At 73.6% G+C, this 16,760-nt stretch carries 13 protein-coding genes, 1 tRNA gene and 1 pseudogene; 4 read left to right on the forward strand and 11 right to left on the reverse strand.

Going from position 1 to position 16,760, the window contains the following annotated elements:
• Positions 1 to 58: 58 nt before the first annotated feature.
• Together K7G59_RS08745 and K7G59_RS08750 are read right to left on the reverse strand one after the other, a co-directional pair.
• Positions 59 to 811: an IclR family transcriptional regulator gene (locus K7G59_RS08745; RefSeq protein WP_225831885.1), complete on the reverse strand. Its 753-nt coding sequence runs from the start codon at positions 809 to 811 to the stop codon at positions 59 to 61.
• A 230-nt stretch (positions 812 to 1,041) separates the two neighbouring features.
• Positions 1,042 to 2,004 carry a D-2-hydroxyacid dehydrogenase gene (locus K7G59_RS08750; RefSeq protein WP_225832260.1) on the reverse strand — a complete coding sequence of 321 codons (963 nt, stop codon included), beginning with the start codon at positions 2,002 to 2,004 and terminating at the stop codon, positions 1,042 to 1,044.
• Positions 2,005 to 2,403: 399 nt separating this feature from the next.
• Between K7G59_RS08750 and K7G59_RS08755 the strand changes: the two genes are divergently transcribed.
• Together K7G59_RS08755 and K7G59_RS08760 are read left to right on the forward strand one after the other, a co-directional pair.
• On the forward strand, positions 2,404 to 3,141 hold the full coding sequence (locus tag K7G59_RS08755) for a decarboxylase (RefSeq protein WP_225831887.1): 738 nt from the start codon (positions 2,404 to 2,406) through the stop codon (positions 3,139 to 3,141).
• A gap of 75 nt (positions 3,142 to 3,216) precedes the next feature.
• Entirely contained in the window at positions 3,217 to 4,305 is a 1,089-nt protein-coding gene (locus tag K7G59_RS08760) for an LLM class flavin-dependent oxidoreductase (protein ID WP_225831890.1), read from the forward strand.
• On the opposite strand, the gene K7G59_RS08765 is transcribed toward K7G59_RS08760, so the two are convergent.
• Positions 4,284 to 6,092, reverse strand: coding sequence for an EAL domain-containing protein (locus K7G59_RS08765; protein WP_225831893.1), 1,809 nt, complete (start codon positions 6,090 to 6,092; stop codon positions 4,284 to 4,286). The two genes, K7G59_RS08760 and K7G59_RS08765, sit on opposite strands and share 22 nt — an antisense overlap.
• Positions 6,093 to 6,457: 365 nt before the next feature.
• On the opposite strand from K7G59_RS08765, the gene K7G59_RS08770 reads away from it, so the two are divergent.
• Positions 6,458 to 7,669, forward strand: coding sequence for a M6 family metalloprotease domain-containing protein (locus K7G59_RS08770; RefSeq protein ID WP_225832262.1), 1,212 nt, complete (start codon positions 6,458 to 6,460; stop codon positions 7,667 to 7,669).
• An 86-nt stretch (positions 7,670 to 7,755) separates the two neighbouring features.
• Here the strand turns inward: K7G59_RS08770 and K7G59_RS08775 are convergent.
• The 7 genes and pseudogenes from K7G59_RS08775 to K7G59_RS08805 form a co-directional block, all read right to left on the reverse strand.
• Positions 7,756 to 7,829, reverse strand: a tRNA-Lys gene (locus K7G59_RS08775).
• Positions 7,820 to 8,401 (reverse strand): annotated as a pseudogene (locus K7G59_RS08780) (bifunctional DNA primase/polymerase); the annotation flags it as partial. The gene K7G59_RS08775 and the pseudogene K7G59_RS08780, both read right to left, overlap by 10 nt.
• 121 nt (positions 8,402 to 8,522) lie before the next feature.
• Positions 8,523 to 8,894, reverse strand: a complete 372-nt coding sequence (locus tag K7G59_RS08785) for a hypothetical protein (RefSeq protein WP_225831897.1) — start codon at positions 8,892 to 8,894, stop codon at positions 8,523 to 8,525.
• A gap of 156 nt (positions 8,895 to 9,050) precedes the next feature.
• Entirely contained in the window at positions 9,051 to 10,388 is a 1,338-nt protein-coding gene (locus K7G59_RS08790) for an AAA domain-containing protein (RefSeq protein ID WP_225831900.1), read from the reverse strand.
• Positions 10,385 to 11,992: a hypothetical protein gene (locus K7G59_RS08795; protein ID WP_225831904.1), complete on the reverse strand. Its 1,608-nt coding sequence runs from the start codon at positions 11,990 to 11,992 to the stop codon at positions 10,385 to 10,387. Before K7G59_RS08795 ends, K7G59_RS08790 begins: the two co-directional genes overlap by 4 nt.
• On the reverse strand, positions 11,983 to 13,101 hold the full coding sequence (locus tag K7G59_RS08800; protein ID WP_225832264.1) for a hypothetical protein: 1,119 nt from the start codon (positions 13,099 to 13,101) through the stop codon (positions 11,983 to 11,985). The genes K7G59_RS08795 and K7G59_RS08800 overlap by 10 nt, the downstream gene beginning before the upstream one ends.
• On the reverse strand, positions 13,082 to 14,074 hold the full coding sequence (locus K7G59_RS08805) for a phosphatase PAP2 family protein (protein WP_225831906.1): 993 nt from the start codon (positions 14,072 to 14,074) through the stop codon (positions 13,082 to 13,084). Before K7G59_RS08805 ends, K7G59_RS08800 begins: the two co-directional genes overlap by 20 nt.
• Before the next feature lie 194 nt (positions 14,075 to 14,268).
• On the opposite strand from K7G59_RS08805, the gene K7G59_RS08810 reads away from it, so the two are divergent.
• On the forward strand, positions 14,269 to 14,865 hold the full coding sequence (locus K7G59_RS08810) for a histidine phosphatase family protein (RefSeq protein ID WP_225831908.1): 597 nt from the start codon (positions 14,269 to 14,271) through the stop codon (positions 14,863 to 14,865).
• Between the two features lie 132 nt (positions 14,866 to 14,997).
• On the opposite strand, the gene K7G59_RS08815 is transcribed toward K7G59_RS08810, so the two are convergent.
• Positions 14,998 to 16,566, reverse strand: coding sequence for a hypothetical protein (locus tag K7G59_RS08815; RefSeq protein ID WP_225831910.1), 1,569 nt, complete (start codon positions 16,564 to 16,566; stop codon positions 14,998 to 15,000).
• Positions 16,567 to 16,760: the final 194 nt, after the last annotated feature.

The following is a 16,760-nucleotide window of genomic DNA, read 5'->3' on the forward strand; positions in this document are numbered from 1 at the left end:
GCGACGAAGAAAATACTACCTGGTCCGGGAGGGTGCTCGTGACCACCTTCTGGTGCGGCTAGATCGTCAGCGACAGGAGCACCGGTGCCGCGCTGCGGTTGAGGGTGTCCGCGGCGTGTTTCAGCCGGTGCACGTGCTCCACCGGGAGGGACAGCGCCAGGCAGCCGGCCGACGCGCCCGCCGTGATCGGTACGGCCGCGCAGACCGTGCCGATCGCGTACTCCTGGAGGTCGAGGACGGGCACCGTCGGCGGCTGGGACTCCAGGCGGGACAGCAGCAGCTTGTCGCTGGTGATGGTGTGCGAGGTGAGCCGGGCCATCTTGTGCCGGGACAGGTGGTCGCGGCGGCCGTTGTGGTCCAGCTGGCCCAGCAGGCTCTTGCCCAGCGCGGTGGCGTGCGCGCAGCAGCGGAAGTCGACCCATTCGTTGACCGCCGGGGTGGTGGGCCCGGCGGCGTACTGGGTGACCCGCACCTCACCGTCCACGTACCGGCTGATGTAGACGGCCGCGCCGACCGAGTCGCGCAGCCGGTCCAGGGTGTGCTGGAGCTTGTCGCGCAGGGCCTGCCGGCGGTCGTGTGCCGAGGTGAGGCGGCGCAGGGTGTCTCCGGTGACGTACGCCCCGTCGGCGATCTGCTCGACGTAGCCCTCGCGGCGCAGCATGCGCAGCACCGCGGTCAGCCGCCCGGGTTCCAGGCCGGTCCGGTGGGCCAGCTCGGTCTCGGTGACCCCGTCGGCGTGGCGGGCCACCGTCTCCAGCACGCGCAGGGCGTCCTGGGCCGAGTGGTACGGGGCGGTCGGCTCGATCCTCACGACGGTCCCCCTCGCATCCGGTCGGCGGATCCCTACCACGATAGCGGGCAACGCCTCCCAGGGGAGAGGGCATTGGCGAGATTGCGCCCTGCCGCTGCCCGCTCCCAACTGCGGCTCAGCTCCGCTGGCATATGCCAAGGGCATGCCCCGAGGGTTGGGCCTCGGCACTCGTGGCGTTCGCAGTCCGTGATCACGGGACCGCGCTGGGGAATGTCCGCGTGCGCCCGAGATCAGTGACCGGGGACGTATCCGCGCTTCTTGTCGACCACGTTCAGCAGTGTTCTGCCCGCCGCCCACCGCTCGTACAGCGCCACGAACTGCGCGCCCAGCTCGTCGCGCCAGCCGACCGTGTCGCCGCTCATGTGCGGGGAGACGATCAGTCCCGGCAGCCCCCACAGCGGGCTGTCCTCGGGGAGGGGCTCGGTGGCGAACACGTCCAGGGCGGCGCCCGCGATCCAGCGACGGTTCAGCGCCCGGGCGAGGGCGTCCTCGTCGACCAGGGCACCCCGGCCGACGTTCACGAAGAACGCCGAGGGCTGCATCACGCCGAAGCGGTGGGCGTCGAACATGCCGTACGTCTGCTCGGTGAGCGGAGCCGCCGCGATCACCCAGTCCGCGCGGGAGACCAGCCGGTCCAGGTCGGCCGGGCCGTGGATGCCGGTGCGCGGGACCCGTCCGACCAGTGCCGTCGTCACGCCCAGGGCCTTCAGCACGCGGACGATCGCCCGGCCGATCGGGCCCGAGCCCACCACACAGGCGCGCGTGCCCGCCACCCGCCGGGTCTCGCGGTGCCGCCAGACCCGCTCGCGCTGGTACTCCAGGGTGCGCGGCAGATCCTTGGCGGCGGCCAGCACCAGCGCGGCCACGTACTCGGCGATCGGCTGGTCGAAGATCCCGCGGGCGTTGGTCACCACGGTGTCGGACGCGGCCAGCTCCGGGCACATCAGATGGTCCACGCCCGCGCTCGCGGTGTGCACCCAGCGCGGGCGCGGCCCCTCGCCCGGCCATGCCTCGCGCACCGCGTGCGAGGTGAAGTCCCAGACCAGCAGGACGTCCGCCGCGGGCAGCCGCTCGGCGAGACGGGCCGCGTCCGTGTGCACGATCCGGGCCCGCCCGGTGAGCCGGCCGAGCCGGGGCGGCGGATCGGCGTCGAGCACGAGGAGGGTGGGGCGGTCCGGTGGGGTCGGCGGCATCCGTGGCGGCTCCGAACGGTCGCAGGCAACGTCTGACATGCGCGGATTGACCACGCTCGCACCCGAACCCACCGTCGTCAACAAAGGCGCCGCCGTGCGGCGTTGCCCCTCGCGTCCCTGCGTGAGACGGGTGCCTGCCATGGACGTCGCCTTCATCGGAGGCCCTCGCCTCCAGCGCCGTGCGGGTGTCGTGGTGCCCTCCGCTTCGCCCTCGACCCCGCGGGAGAGCGCCCTGGGCGAGGCGGTGAACCGAACGTCGTCCCGCGCCAGGAGGGGCGAGGGGCGCATCCGGGCCGTGTCGGCCGACCAGGTGACCGATGTGGGCGGCGCTGCGCCGGCTGGGTACCCGAACGCAGGAACAGCACAACAGCAGGGACAGTGGGAAGGGCCAGGGCTGACATGACCGCACTCGGAATCCTCTATCCGGGCCACTCCGCCGAGGACGACTATCCGCGCATCGAGCAGCTCCTCGGCAGCGACATCCGGGTGGACCTGGTCCACACCGACGTCGGTGAGGACGTGCAGCGGGTGGACGCGCTGCGCGAGACGGGTTCTGCCGAACGGCTCGCCCAGGGCATGGAGGCCCTGCGGCTGACCGGCGCGGAGACGGTGGTGTGGGCGTGCACCAGCGGCAGCTTCGTCCACGGCTGGGAGGGGGCCCAGGAGCAGGTGCGGGGGCTGGCCAGGGTGGCCGGGATGCCGGCGTCGTCGACGTCCTTCGCCTTCGTGAACGCGGCCCGGGAGATCGGGGTACGGCGGGTGGCGGTCGGCGCGACCTACCCGGAGGACGTGGCCGCGCTGTTCGTGGAGTTCCTGCGGGCCGGCGGGCTGGAGGTGACCGGGGTCCGCTCGTACGGGGTCGTCGCGGCGGCGGAGGTGGGGACCTGGGGCGAGGAGGAGGTGCTGACGCTGGCGCGGGCGGCGGACGCGGCGGCCTCCGGCGCGGAGGCCGTGCTGCTGCCGGACACCGCGTTGCACACGGCCGCGCACCTGGGGCTGCTGGAGAAGGCGCTGTCCAAGCCGGTGCTCACGGGGAACCAGGTGTCGGTGTGGGAGGGGCTGCGGCTGGCTGACCGCCGGGTGAACGCGCCTGTGCTGGGGGCGCTGTTCACGAGGGAACCGATCGTCCACCTGTAGAGGCCGGAATAAGCGGAGAGCGTCCCCTGTTAGTCCCCGGCAGGACAGCCACGCCGAGAACAGGAGGCCCACACCGTGCCGGCAGACGAGATCCGGGGTGTGACGCGCGGGAGCGCCCCCGTCCCCCTCTCCGTACTGGACCTGGTGACCGTCGGCGCGGGCGGTACCGCCGCCGACGCGCTGCGTACCAGCGTCGCGCTGTCCCGCCTCGCGGAGGCCCGCGGCTTCCACCGGTACTGGGTCGCCGAGCACCACTCCATGCCCGGGGTCGCCTCCTCCTCGCCGGCCGTGATCCTCGCCCACCTCGCCGCCCACACCGACCGCATCCGGCTCGGCTCGGGCGGCGTCATGCTGCCCAACCACGCCCCCCTGGTGATCGCCGAGCAGTTCGGCACGCTGGAGGCGATGGCGCCGGGGCGGATCGACCTGGGTCTCGGCCGGGCGCCGGGCACGGACGGGGCCACGGCCGCCGCCCTGCGCCGCACCGACACCCTGAACGAGGGCGCCGACGACTTCCCCGAGCAGCTCGCCGAGCTCACCCGCTTCCTGGACGACGACTTCCCGGACGGGCACCCGTACCGGCGCATTCACGCCATCCCCGGGCCGGTGCAGGGCAGCGTCCCCGGCGGCGTCCAGTCCCCGCACCGGCCGCCGGTCTGGCTGCTCGGCTCCTCCGGCTTCAGCGCCCGCCTGGCCGGCCTGCTCGGCCTGCCGTTCGCCTTCGCGCACCATTTCTCCGCGCAGAACACCATTCCGGCCCTCGACCTGTACCGGCAGACCTTCCGCCCCTCCGCGGTGCTCGACGAGCCCTACGCCCTGATCGGCGTCTCCGCCCTCGCCACGGACGACGAGCGGGAGGCCCGGCGGCAGGTGCGGGCGATGGCGCTCAGCATGGTCCGGCTCAGGACCGGGCGTCCCGGTCTCTTCCCGGACCCGGAGGAGGCCGCGAGGTACGAGTTCAGCCCCATGGAGGAGGAGTTCGCCGCCTCCTGGGCCGGGAACGTCGTGCACGGCACCGCCGACGAGGTCCGCTCCGGCCTGGACGACCTCCACAAGCGCACCGGCGCCGACGAGTTGATGCTCACCTCGCACGCCCACCGGGGCGCGCTGCGCCTGCGCTCCTACGAACTGGTCGCCGACGCCTACGGCTTGCCCGCCGCGTAGGCCCGCTCTCCGAGCAGCTCGGAGATGCGGTCCGGCGGCACCGGACGGGAGTACAGCCAGCCCTGTCCGGTGTCGCAGCCGATGCGGCGCAGCCGGGTCGCCTGTGCGGAGGTCTCCACGCACTCCGCGGTGACCGTGAGACCGAGGCGGTGCGCCAGCTGGATCATCGCCTCCACGACGACCTCGTCGGCCGGGTTGGGGGTGATCGCCGGGGTCTTGTCGCCCTCGTACTGGAAGCCGCGGACGAAGGAGCCGTCCAGCTTCAGCGCCGAGACCGGCAGCCGGCTCAGGTAGGCCAGGTTCGAGTAGCCGGTGCCGAAGTCGTCGATGGCGATGCGCACCCCCATGTCGCTGAGCGCCTGCAGCGCCTGCAGGGGGCGGCCCGCCGAGCCCATCACCGCGGACTCGGTCAGCTCCAGCTGGAGCAGATGCGGGGCGAGTCCTGTCTCGGCGAGGGTCTCGGCCACGTCCGCGACGAGGTCGGAGTCCCACACCTGGCGCACGGCCACGTTCACGCTGACGAAGATGGGCGGTCCGGCGGGGTGTTCGAGCTGCCAGCGGCGGGTCTGGCGGCAGGCGGTGGCCAGCACCCAGCGGCCGAGCTGGACGATCGAGCCGTCCTCCTCGGCCAGTGTGATGAACCGATTCGGCGTCAGCGTGCCGAACTGCGGGTGGTGCCAGCGGACCAACGCCTCCACCCCGCTCAGCCGTCCGTCCTCCAGGCCGACCAGCGGCTGGTACTCGAGCGCGAACTCGCCGCGTTCGATGGCGGGGCGCAGGGTGGAGGACAGGGCCTGACGGGTCATCCGGTGCGCGTTGCGCTCCGGGTCGAACAGCGTCCAGCGGGCCTTGCCGTCGGCCTTCGCCCAGTACAGCGTCGTGTCCGCCGCCTGCATCAGACCGGTGGCGGTGGTCCCGGCCGCCTGCCGCTCCACGACGCCGATGGACGCCGTCAGCGACAGCCGCTGACCGGCCAGGTCGAACGGGCACTCCAGGGCTCTGAGCGCCGACTCGGCGAGGTCGGCGAGCTGTTCGGTCCCGGTGGAGTCCTCGACGAGCAGCGCGAACTCGTCGCCGCCGAGCCGGGCCACCAGGGGTGCGCCGGCGCGGGCGTACCCGGCCTCCTCGGCGACCCGGGTCAGGCGTTCGGCGACGGCGGCGAGCAGCCGGTCCCCGACCCGGTGGCCGAGGGTGTCGTTGACGGCCTTGAAGCCGTCGAGGTCCAGATAGCACAGGCCGATCCGGCCGGTGCCGCCCATCTCGTACGATTCCGGCTCCAGGGCCGCCGTCAGGCGCTCGAAGAACAGGGTCCGGTTGGGCAGCCGGGTCACCGGGTCGTGCATCTGCAAGTGCCGCAGCCGTGCCTGGAGTTCGCGGCGGGCGCTGATATCGGCCACCGACAGCAGCACGCCCGGCCCGCTGTCGCTCAGCGGGACGACGGTGACCTGCACCCAGACCGAGTGGCCCGTGGGACGCTTCATCCGGCGTGTGCAGCGCAGCCGGGCCTGCCGGCCGCTCAGCACCTCACGGTAGGCGTGCCAGGTGCGGGCGTCCGAGGAGAGGTCCACCAGGTCGGCGGCGATCCGCCCGGTGAGCGCTTCGGGTTCGGTGCCGAGCAGCTCGCCGAAGGCCGCGTTGGCGCTGCCGACGAGTCCCTCGCGGTCCACGACGGCCATGGCGAGCGGGGCTGCCGCGAAGACACGGTGATAGATGGTGTGATCACTGTCTGTGACGGCTGACCGGTCGAGGTCTGCCGTGGGCGTCGGCCCTTCGGACGTTCCGCTCACCGCTCGCTCCCGCAGTGCACTCGATCTCTGTCCGTGCCGGAAAGTGTGCCGATCATAGAGGCTGGCCCCGGGCCCTTCCAGTCGCTCTCCAGTGTCGCGGACCGCCCGGCCGTTCTGACAGATCGTTTCTGCCCGTGCCTGGACGGGTTCTTCAAGCCACCTACCCATTGTGACGTTCCGTGAGTGATCCGGGGTGTCACCCGTGGGGGCGCGTTCGAGTGCGTCGGGGGCGCTCTCACCCTTCCGGTGCAGACAAACAGGGCATAGCGCCTGAAACACCTACAGGCTGGGGGCGGTGTCCCGTGAACCCTCCGGAGGTCCCCGCCGTGCCCAAGCTGCGCAGCACCGCCGCCGTGTGCACCACGATGTCGGCGCTCGCCGCGACCTCGATCTTCACCGGCCCGTCGGTCGTGGAGCCCTTCTCGCCGGCATCGTGCGCCCTGCACCGCACCGACGCGCACCACTCGGAGGGCGTGGACACCTGGAACACCGACTACACCCGCCCGGTCAGGCCCCTCGACGCCGTGCTGGTCTTCCTGTCCTTCCCGGACGCGACACCGCGCACCACCCCCGCACAGCTGACGGCCGACCACTTCCCGGCCACCAGCCGCTTCTACGAACAGGCCTCCTACGGCAGGTTCACCGTCCGCCCGCACCCGCTCGGACACTGGCTGCGCATGCCACGGTCGTCCGCGTCGTACGCCATAAAGCGGGACTGGAGCACCGCCGACCGGGCCGCCTACCTGCGCGACGCGTTCGCCGTGGCCGACAGGGAGGTCGACTTCTCGCGCTACGGCATCGTGTACTTCGTCGCCGACCCGGACGCGCCCGGCGTGGACTCGGACGCCACGAAGGTCGTCAATCTCGACACCCCCGTGCACGTGGACGGCACCGACGTCCGCCGGGTCGTCACCGTGTTCGAGAGGCATCCGCCGGACCGGCTGGTCCTGGCCCATGAGACCGGCCATGTCTTCGATCTGCCCGATCTCTACCACCGCCCGGACGAGGGCAAGGGCGACTGGGACACCTACGTCGGCGACTGGGACCTGATGGGCAGCCAGTTCGGTGCGTCCCCGGACCTGTTCGCCTGGCACAAGTGGAAACTGGGCTGGCTGGAACCGCGCCAGGTGGTGTGCGTACGGAGTAGGGGTTCGACCCTGCTGACGCTCGAACCGCTGGCCGCCGGCCCCGGCGTCCCGGTGCAGGGCACGGCAGGCGCCCCCGCCTTCGGCCTCGGCCACGGCGTCAAGCTGGCCATCGTGCGCACCGGCCCCGACAGTGCCCTCGCCTTCGAGGCCCGCGGCAGCGCCGGCAACGACCGGGCGGCCTGCCGGGAGGGTGTCCTGGTGTACCGGGTGCACGGCGGCGCGGCCTCGGGCGGCGGCCCGATCGAGGTGGTGGACGCCCACCCGCACACCGAGGCGTGCTGGGAGAGCTCGGTCTACGCACCCCTGGCCGACGCCCCGGTCTCCCTCGGGGAGACCTTCACCGTTCCCGAGGACGGCGTACGGGTGGAGGTGGAGGGGCGGACCCCGTCCGGGGCGTGGACGGTGAAGATCACTCCAGAAGAGTCATGACCATGCGGTCTGCCCCTGGCCGGCCGACTGGCTGGTCAGGGGCATGCGAAAAGCCCCTCGCTTATGCGAGGGGCTTCCCATTGTCGTGCGCCGCCAGGGACTCGAACCCCGGACCCGCTGATTAAGAGTCAGCTGCTCTAACCAACTGAGCTAGCGGCGCCTGCTGACGTCGTAGACATTAGCACCCTGGTCGGCAGGAGGAAAAATCGATATCCGCACTGCTGCGCGGGCCGCCCGTACCGCCGCCCAATGGACGACCTCCGGGCCCGGCAGCCAGGGGTGCCGGGTGTCCGGAGCGGCCAGCCAGCGGGAGGTGCCGCAGGCGTCGGCTCCGGTGAGTGCCGGCACGGTCACCGCGTCGCCGGTGCCGTGGCACAGCAGCGGCGGAACGGCCTCCGTACGGCGCCCGTGCGCCCCTCCCCACTGCTCCCAGCTCAGCAGCGAGGGCAGCCGCTGGGCCGTGCCCGGGGCGGCGAACAGCAGCATGCGGCCCCGGAACAGCGCGACCGGGCCGGAGCCGGGTCCCTCTTCCCGCAGCCGGTCCAGCATCCGCCGCCCGAAGACCGCCGGGGCGCTCACCACGTCGAAGACGGTGCCGCAGGGCAGGACGACCGGGGCGTCCGGGTGCTCCTGCCAGAGGATGAGCGTGCTGCGCGGGTGCGTTCCCGCCGAGGCGAGCCAGGCGGTGCCGTCGGCGGTGGCGGAGGTGGCCCTCGGTGCGCTGCTCATGCCGTCTACAGGTACCGGTAGTGAGCGCGTGGTTCCGCTGGGTTGTGGAAAAACGGGACAGAAACGGGTGTGGAGGAGTAGGGTGCCCGCTCACCTGGCATATGCCGGGCGGGTCGTGCGCGGGTCAGACCGGGTCGGCGGGGGTGCAGCCCTCGCTCGCGGCACCCCGCATCAGGTCCCGCCCGAACTCGACCATCCGCTTGGCGTAGTCCTCGGTCCACTCGGCCTGTCCGGCGATGTCCGCCGGAGTCAGTCGGTCGAAGCGGCGCGGGTCGGCGAGCTGGGCTGCGGCCATGGCCTGGTACTCCACGGCCCGGTCGGCGGCGGCGCGGAACGCCTGGGCCAGCTCCGTCGCGCGCGTCAGCAGCGCCCGCGGGTCCTCGATGGCCTCCAGGTCGAAAAAGTGCTCGGGGTCGGCGGCGGCCTCCGCGGGCTCGAAGATCAAGGGCGCGGGGCGTAGCCGCGGCTCGTTCCGACGCGGCGTGGGCTCCGCCATGTCTTGTCCTCCTCGTACGGACTCATGCGCTTCACAGCACCCACCTTCCAGGTGGGCCACCCCCCATTGTCCCGCGCCCGCGCAAGAGGCCCCCAAGAGCGCGAGTGCAGGGGCCGGGGGCCGGGGCGCCGGATGCCCGTCCCGCCGGCCGCGCCCTCACGGTCTCCAGGGCACGCGGTGCTCCGCCAGGTGGGCCAGGACCGCGTGGTTCGCCTCCCAGCCGTCCGGGAACTTCATCAGTGTGCCCAGCTGGACCGGCTCCGTGGACGGGTAGTCGTCCAGCAGGTCGTCCACGCCCGCCCGGCAGACCACGATGCAGGCGTGCCGGTGCCGGGAGGCGAGGACGCACAGGCGGCCGGTCTCCAGGTGGAAGGCGGTGGCGTCGGGGCGGCCGGAGAGCGGGTGGAGGACGACCGTGACGTCGTACTCACGGCCCTGCAGCCGGTTCGCCGTATCCACGGTGACGTCCGCCACGCCGAGGTCGGCCAGCGCCGCGCGCACCGCCGCCGCCTGGTCGCGGTGGGCCGTGCCCACGGCGACGCGGTCGCCGGTGAGGGGCACCGGGGACGGGGAGCCCTCGGAGACCGCCGCGCCGCCCCTGTCCAGCAGGCGGCGGACGACCGTCGCCACCGCCCGCACCGCCTCGGGGTCCGTGCGCGGGGTGTGCCGGGCGGGCAGCTCCAGCAGGCCCCACCCGGACTCCGCCGCCTCGTCGATCACCCGGTCGGGGCCGGAGCCGTCGCAAGGGACGGCGAAGGTGAGGCGGCGGTCGCCGTGGCCGGTGCCGCTGCGGAACGGGGTGTAGGGGTAGAAGGCGTCCGAGACCAGGGGGGCCGCGGAGGCGGGCAGCCGCCAGGAGACCGGCAGGCGGTGCTGCGGGAGGTCTGGGTTGTGCGCCAGCAGCGTCGTCACCGCGGACGCCGACGGGTCGTACGACAGCCCAGCCCACTGCTCGCTGCCCACGATCGCGAACGGGTCCAGCTGGCCCGGGTCGCCCACGAACAGAGCCCGCTCGAACAGGCCCGCCACGGCCAGCAGGGAGTCCGAGCGCATCTGGTACGCCTCGTCCACGATCGCGTGCCGCCAGGGCTCGTCCGCCTTGACGTGCGCCCACTTCGCCGCGGTGGAGAGCACGACCGGGAGGCCGTTCAGGTCGGCCGCCTTCGCCGACGTACGGACGTTCGACAGGTCGTCGAGCGCCTTGTCGTAGGGGTTCGTGTCGCTGCTGTGCAGGCGGCCCACCGGCAGCTCCGGGTTCTTCTGGGCGAGCCGCAGGACCAGGTCGTCCACCTGCGCGTTGGTCTGCGCGACCACCATCAGCGGGCGCCCCGCCGCGGCCAGTTCCAGGGCCGCGCGGACCACCAGCGTGGACTTCCCGGCGCCCGGCGGGGAGTCCACCACCACGCCCCGTCCGGTGCCGTACAGGGTGTCGTGGAGGATCGCCTCGGTGGCGCGGGCGGCAGCGGCCCCGGGGTCGAAGTCGGCCGTGGTCACAGGACGTCCTCCTCGGTCACGCGGTCGGGGGCTTCCGGTACGGCCTCGCCGGGCGGGCCGCCGTGGGTCCAGGGAGTGTCCTGCGGGTCGGGCAGCTTCGCGCCGCCGCGCTGCTCGTGCTCGAAGAGGGTGAAGCACACCGTGTCGCCCTTCTCCGGCACCGAACCGGGCTCCGGCTCCTTGCCGCGGCCCATCTTGTCGACGACGCGCAGGACGACGAGGAGGCCGCCACCGGCCTCGTCAGCGTCCTCGTGGCCGACGAACTCCGCCGCCTGCGGCCTGCCGCCCAGCGAGCGGTACGCCTTCGCCCCCTCGGCCAGGTGCGGCCGGTCGTCCGTGCGGACGGTCACCAGCGGGCGCGGGCTCGGCCGCCTGCCCTCGCTGTACGCCATCACGACATCGACGACCTCGCCCGCGAACGCCTCCCCGGCCAGCCGCCGCCCCGCCATCACCAGCGGATCGTCCAGCGCCTCCTGCGCCTCCAGGCGGGCCTGCTCACGCTCGCGCGTGGCCAGCTTGTTCGCCGCCGTCACCGCGTCGTCGCGGCGCGGCTGCGGGGGCTCGCCGGCCAGGACCCGGTCGCGGTGGCCGGTGAAGGACCAGCGGTCCCGGGTCCAGCGCTCCTCGACGTGCGCGCCCGCCGGCAGCTCCCGCAGCAGGTCCAGGCCCCGCCACACCGCGTCCCAGGTGGGCCGGGTGACACTCGCCACCAGGTCGCGGATCTCCCGCTCGGCCGCGGCGAGCGCGGCCAGCCGGTCGTCCGCCTCCAGGGCGTCCTCGGCTCCGGCGAGGGCGCCGCGGGCGCGGTCGTAGCGCGCGACGGCGGGCGCCAGCAGCTTGTTGTCGAACGCCGGGTCGGTGGCCGGACCGGCGGGCGGGCACAGCAGCTGTCCACCGGCGTCCCGGGCGAGCCCGGCGCGGACGGCGGCCTCGGCGCCGGTGCAGTCCTCGGGAGGCTCGATCCAGGCGAGCAGCGCGCCCAGGTGCTGGTCCTCCAGGCTGGACTGGCCGGTCGCCCAGTGCCGCGCCAGCACGTCGGTCAGGGCGAGCAGCAGGGAGGAGCCGGGCACCCGGGCCCGCTCCCCGAAATGGGTCAGCCAGCGGCCCAGCAGCGGCACCCGGGGCGGGGCCGGGTAGGGCTCCTGCGGATCCTGCTCGGCGGTACGCCTGAAGCGCATCGAGCGGCCCAGCAGCCGAACGAGGTCCAGGCCCGCCCGGCTCGGCACGATCAGCTGGGGCGCGTCCGCGCACAGCTCGACCTCGGTCTTGACCCGCTTCCCGGTCTCCGGGTCGGTCTCGGTGCGCTCGGCCGCCTCCACCGCCTGCGTGTACGAGTCGACGTACGGCAGCACCACGTCGGCGAGTTCCGCGAGGAACGCGAAACGCAGGTCGCGGTCGCGGGGCTGCGGTACGACCAGCAGCCGGGGCGCGTCCCGGTCGGTGCCGACCAGCGCGCCGAGCGGGGCACCCGCCTCGCCCGCGGTGGTGAGCGGCACGAACACCAGCGGGCGCGCGGACAGGTGCCGGTGGCGGACGGTCGCGGCGGGCTGGGCCCGGCCGCTGCTGACCGCCTCCAGCCGGGCGAGCGTAGTGATCAGCGACAAGGGGACACCTCCTGGCGGGTGGCACCGAGCGCCTCCGCGCGCAGGGCCGCGGCCCGGCGCAGGGCCGCCACCGCCGGGTCGTCCGGGTCACCGTGCTCACCCCGAGCCGCGGCCAGGACGTCCTCGACCGTGCTCAGGCCGCCCAGTTCGGCGCGCACGGGACGGCCGAGGCGGGTCACCGCGCCCGCAGCGCGGGAGCGCTCCCGGCAGTGGAAGGCCAGTTCGCATGCGGACAGGCACTCGGGCGCGTACGCCGCCGGGACCGCCTCGACGGCCGCCGCCAGTTCCTCGGCCGGCCGGTCGGGGGCGAAGCAGGTGCCCTCCGGCAGAGAGTCGGCGATCTCCTCGACGAGGGTGAGCCGGGCCAGCTGGCGGGCGGTGACCGCACGCTGCTTGCGGACGTCGACGGCGGAGGCGGTGGCCAGGTTGGAGAAGTCCTTCGGGCACACCAGCAGCACCCGGTGCCGTACCCGGGGGGCGGCCTCGCCCTCCTGGGCGAGACGGGCCGCGACCTCCTCCAGGGCCAGCACGTAGACCGCAGCCTGCCGGGCGGCGGCGCCGACCTTCGCCGAGTCGGCCGAGCCGTCCAGCATCGGGAACGACTTGATCTCCACCACCGTCCAGCGGCCGTCCGGGTGCACCACCACCGCGTCCGGCTCCAGGAACGCGAGCGAGCCCGCCACGTCCAGCGCCAGCATCGGGTGGTCCAGCAGCGTCCAGCCGCCCGTGCGCGTGGCCTCGCGCAGCGCCAGCGCCGTACGGGCCGTACGCCCCTCGGGGCCCTGCGCGGACAGGTCGGGGACGGCGGCCCCCGCGGGCGGCTCGGCACCCGCGTCCAGCCGGGAGTGCACCAGCCGCAGCAGCTCCGCGCCGCCGTCGGCCTTGACCCGCGCCTCGAACGCGTTGCCCCGGGTCAGCGCGAACTGCGACTGCCCGAACCCCGACGGCGCGCCCAGCGCGCTCGCCAGCGCCACCTTGTCCACCCCGGCGCCGTCCAGGATCGCCCGCCTGCGGCACCCGGGGTTCGCGGCGAGCGCCGCGAGGGCACGCGCGTCCAGAGCCCTGGCCGGTACGTCGGGGCCGCGCAGCTCAGCGAGCCTTCCCCAAATTCTCGGCTTCGCTCGAACAGGGGATACCCCAACCTGGAGCCGCTTCGCCCGAGTCGGAGGCGGGAGTGTCCGGGTCGGCCCCGGCGTCGAGCCGAGACTCGCGCTGCCGTGGAATTCGCTCACCCGCGGAAGTCTGGCATCCGGCACTGACAATCGGGGAACCGCCGCCCCCGGAGCCCGCCACGACCGCCGGACGGCGCGGGCGCAGGCGCGCCCGGAGCAGATCCACGACGCGCATCACACCCGGCGCGAGCAGCAGGCCGATGCCCATCACGGTGACGCCCGCGACCGCGTCCAGGAAGTAGTGGTTGGCCGTGCCCATGACCACCAGGGCGGTCAGCAGCGGGTAGGCGACGCCGAGCACCTTCGTCAGACGCGAACCGCCGTACCGCCACAGCATGATCCCGCACCACAGCGCCCAGCCCACGTGCAGGCTCGGCATCGCCGCGTACTGGTTGGTCATGCTGCCCATGCCGCGCGGGGCGCTGGCCTCGCCGCCCCACCAGCCGTACGAGCTGTACTGGGCCATCGTGTCGACGAACCCGTGGATCCCGGGGAGCAGGCGGGGCGGACAGGTGGGCAGCAGCGTGAAGCCGATCAGCCCGATGAACGTGGACGTCATCAGCCAGGTGCGGGCCGCCCGGTAGCGCTCGGTGCGGGCCCGGAACAGCCAGACGAGGACGGCCGGCGTCACCACGTAGTGCAGCGACGCGTACCAGAAGTCGGCTGGCACCCCGAGCCACGCCTGGTGGGTGAACAGCCGGTTGAGCGGGTGCTCGGCGTCGATGTGCAGGGCCTTCTCGAAGCGCAGGATCGACAGGCCGTGGCCGACGGCGGAGGCCACGTCCCCGCGCGCGAGCAGGCGGCCCGCCGAGTAGCAGCCGTACACCAGGAGGATCAGTGGCAGCTCGGTCCACCACCGCAGCCGGGTACGCAGGGTCACCTCGGTGCCCGGTGTCTCGGTCAGCGGCATCCGATCGCCCTCCCCCTTCTGGTGTGCGGCGCCCGGCCGGGCGACCGTGCCACTTTACGGTGTCCGCAGATCGCCCATGCGGGGCGCTCCGGCCCTCAAAGACGCCGGAACCGGTCACCGGGTTGCCCGCCGGCCGGGTGAGCGATGATGGGGAGGCCCTGCTCGTCTCACGTTTCTCTCCCGGAAGGCCCCTCATGGCACCGCGCATCCTGCTGGCCCGGCACGGACAGACCGAGTGGTCGCTGTCCGGAAAGCACACCGGCAGGACCGACGTCCCTCTCCTGGAGGAGGGCCGCCGCGGGGCCAAGCTGCTCGGCGAGCGGCTGCACCGCGCTCCGCTGGACGGGCTGCCGGGTGTCGAGGTGCGCACCAGTCCGCTGACACGCGCGCGTGAGACGTGCGAGCTGGCCGGGTTCGGCGAGCGTGCCGCAACCTGGGACGCGCTCATGGAGTGGGACTACGGCGCCTACGAAGGCATGACGCCGGCCGAGATCGACGCCGTACGGCCGGGCTGGCTGATCTGGCGGGACGGGGTCCCCGAGGGCGAGAGCCTGGCCGACGTGACCGCACGCGCGGACGAGGTCGTCGCATGGGCACGGTCGGCCGACCGGGACGTGCTGGTCTTCGCCCACGGGCACATCCTGCGGTCCATCGGGGCACGGTGGCTGGGGCTGCCGCTGGACTTCGCGGCGCGGATACGCCTGAATCCGACGTCGCTCTCGGTACTGGGCTGGGCCTACGGGGAGCCGGCGATCGAGAGCTGGAACGACTTGGGGCACCTGGCGGGATGACCCTCCGGGGGCGGGGCCGCCCGCCCGCGGCCACGGCGCCCCGGTGGCCGACGGCGCCATGACGTGCCAGGGCGCGGGGAACCGCACGACCGGCCCCCGCTCACCCGCGGGCGGAGAACCGTCCGCGGCGCCTTACGCCCGCCTCGCCCGCGGCAACGACGCATACCGGTCGAGGAACTCCGACACCCCGGACGTCCGCCGGTGCGGCAGCAGCACCCGGGCCGTTCCCGCCAGCATCGTCTGGATGCGGGAGGACTGGACCTGCTCCAGCAGGGACAGGACCCGCAGTGCCGCGCTCGCCGCCTCGTCGGGACGGCCCTCGCGGGCGAGGTCGTCGGCGAGTTCCGCGGTGTACAGGGCGATGTTGCGGGTGAAGTGCGGGTCCTGCAGGGACGCCGCGCGGTGGGCCTGCCGGGAGGCCCTGCGCCAGTCGCCCAGCGTGGACCAGCACTGCGCCTCCAGCCCCGCCAGCTCGGCCTCCCCGTAGAAGCTCATCCACTCGGGGTCGGCGTCCGAGTGGCCCCGCTCGTAGAGGGCCTTGGCGCGCACCAGCGCCTGCTCGCAGCCCGTGCGGTCGGCGAGACCGGCCCAGCCGCCGGCCTCGCGCAGCGAGAGCAGGGACAGCAGGCGCGGGGAGCCGAGGGGGCGGGCGACGCGTTGCGCGGCCTGGGCCGCCCGTACCGCCTCCCGGGGACGGCCGGCGTCGCGGGCGAGGAAGGACGTGTTGCAGAAGGCGTGCGCCTCGAGGGCCGCGTCGCCGTTCATCCGGGCGGTGGCGAGCGCTTCCGCGTAGTGCGAGCGGGCGTCGTCGAAGCGGCCGGAGTCGTGGGCCAGCCAGCCCACGGAGATGGCCAGTTCGCCGGCGCCCGAGTGCAGTCGGTCCGCGGTGGTCTGCCGGGTCGTGCCGGCGTCCAGCAGCGCGAAGGCGGCGCGCAGCGGGGCCGCCGCGCGCCGGTACAGGCCGTCCGCGCCGTGCCGGTCGTCGAGGAGCCGGATGCGGCGGACGGCTTCCTCCAGCGCGACCGCTTCCGGGACGCCGGCACGGAGCAGCGGGCGGCCGGCCGCCGCGGCGTCGGTGGTGAGCCCCAGCGGGCCCAGCGAGGCGGCGGCCACGGTGGCGCCTCCGCCGGTCATGAATGCGCGACGCAGCACGTCGCTCTCCTCGTGGTTCAGGGGGTCTTTCGCGTACCGCTCCTGCGGGTCGTACCGCTGGTGCGGGTCGTACGGCTGATCCGGGTTGTACCGCTCGTGCGGGTCGTACCGCTCGTGCGGGTCGTACGGACCCTGGGCGTCATACGGGTCGTGAGCGCACTGCGTGTCATACAGGTCCCGCGGTTCATACGGCTCGAGAGGGCCTTGTGGTTCACCGGAGGGGAACGCTCCGGGCCCGGCCGCGGCCGACCGCGCCGCGCGTCCGCGGACGGACGAGCGGGGCGCGAAGCCGAGGTCGGTGAGGGTGCGGCCGGGGAACATGTGCAGGAACACCCGCTCGTACGCGTAGTTCGGGCACCGGATCTCACCCGCTTCCACCCGGCCGACGTAACGCGCGTCACAGCTCACCCGCTCGCCGATCTCGTGCGCCGCCCGCCGGACCAGCGCCGCGAACTCGGCCGGTGAGCGATGGCCGCGCAACTGCCGGAACGCGAGGTTCGGCCGGGTCGGCCGTTCGGGCAGGGACGCGGTCTCCGTTGACGACGCCATGGCCGGGTCCTCTCGTGCGAACCGTCGAACCATGCCGGATCCGAAGCGGTTTCGGGCTGCGTGGCCCGTGTGACACCCTGGTTCCGGCGGGCAAGAACGTACCTGTTGTGCCCGTCCCGCCACGCGGTGTTTGGCCACAAACCGGATATGTCATCCACGATCTGCCATGAAGTGCCACCCTTTGCGGCGCACTT

Origin of the sequence: Streptomyces sp. NK08204 (assembly GCF_020400585.1) — a bacterium.
In the GTDB taxonomy this organism is placed as follows: domain Bacteria; phylum Actinomycetota; class Actinomycetes; order Streptomycetales; family Streptomycetaceae; genus Streptomyces.

Excerpts from the sequence above, each read along its gene's own strand:
- K7G59_RS08810 (WP_225831908.1), top strand. The coding sequence starts at position 14,269 with ATGGCACCGCGCATCCTGCTGGCCCGGCACGGACAGACCGAGTGGTCG.
- K7G59_RS08755 (WP_225831887.1), top strand. The coding sequence starts at position 2,404 with ATGACCGCACTCGGAATCCTCTATCCGGGCCACTCCGCCGAGGACGAC.
- K7G59_RS08770 (WP_225832262.1), top strand. The coding sequence starts at position 6,458 with ATGTCGGCGCTCGCCGCGACCTCGATCTTCACCGGCCCGTCGGTCGTG.
- K7G59_RS08815 (WP_225831910.1), bottom strand. The coding sequence starts at position 16,566 with ATGGCGTCGTCAACGGAGACCGCGTCCCTGCCCGAACGGCCGACCCGG.
- K7G59_RS08805 (WP_225831906.1), bottom strand. The coding sequence starts at position 14,074 with ATGCCGCTGACCGAGACACCGGGCACCGAGGTGACCCTGCGTACCCGG.
- K7G59_RS08785 (WP_225831897.1), bottom strand. The coding sequence starts at position 8,894 with ATGGCGGAGCCCACGCCGCGTCGGAACGAGCCGCGGCTACGCCCCGCG.
- K7G59_RS08750 (WP_225832260.1), bottom strand. The coding sequence starts at position 2,004 with ATGCCGCCGACCCCACCGGACCGCCCCACCCTCCTCGTGCTCGACGCC.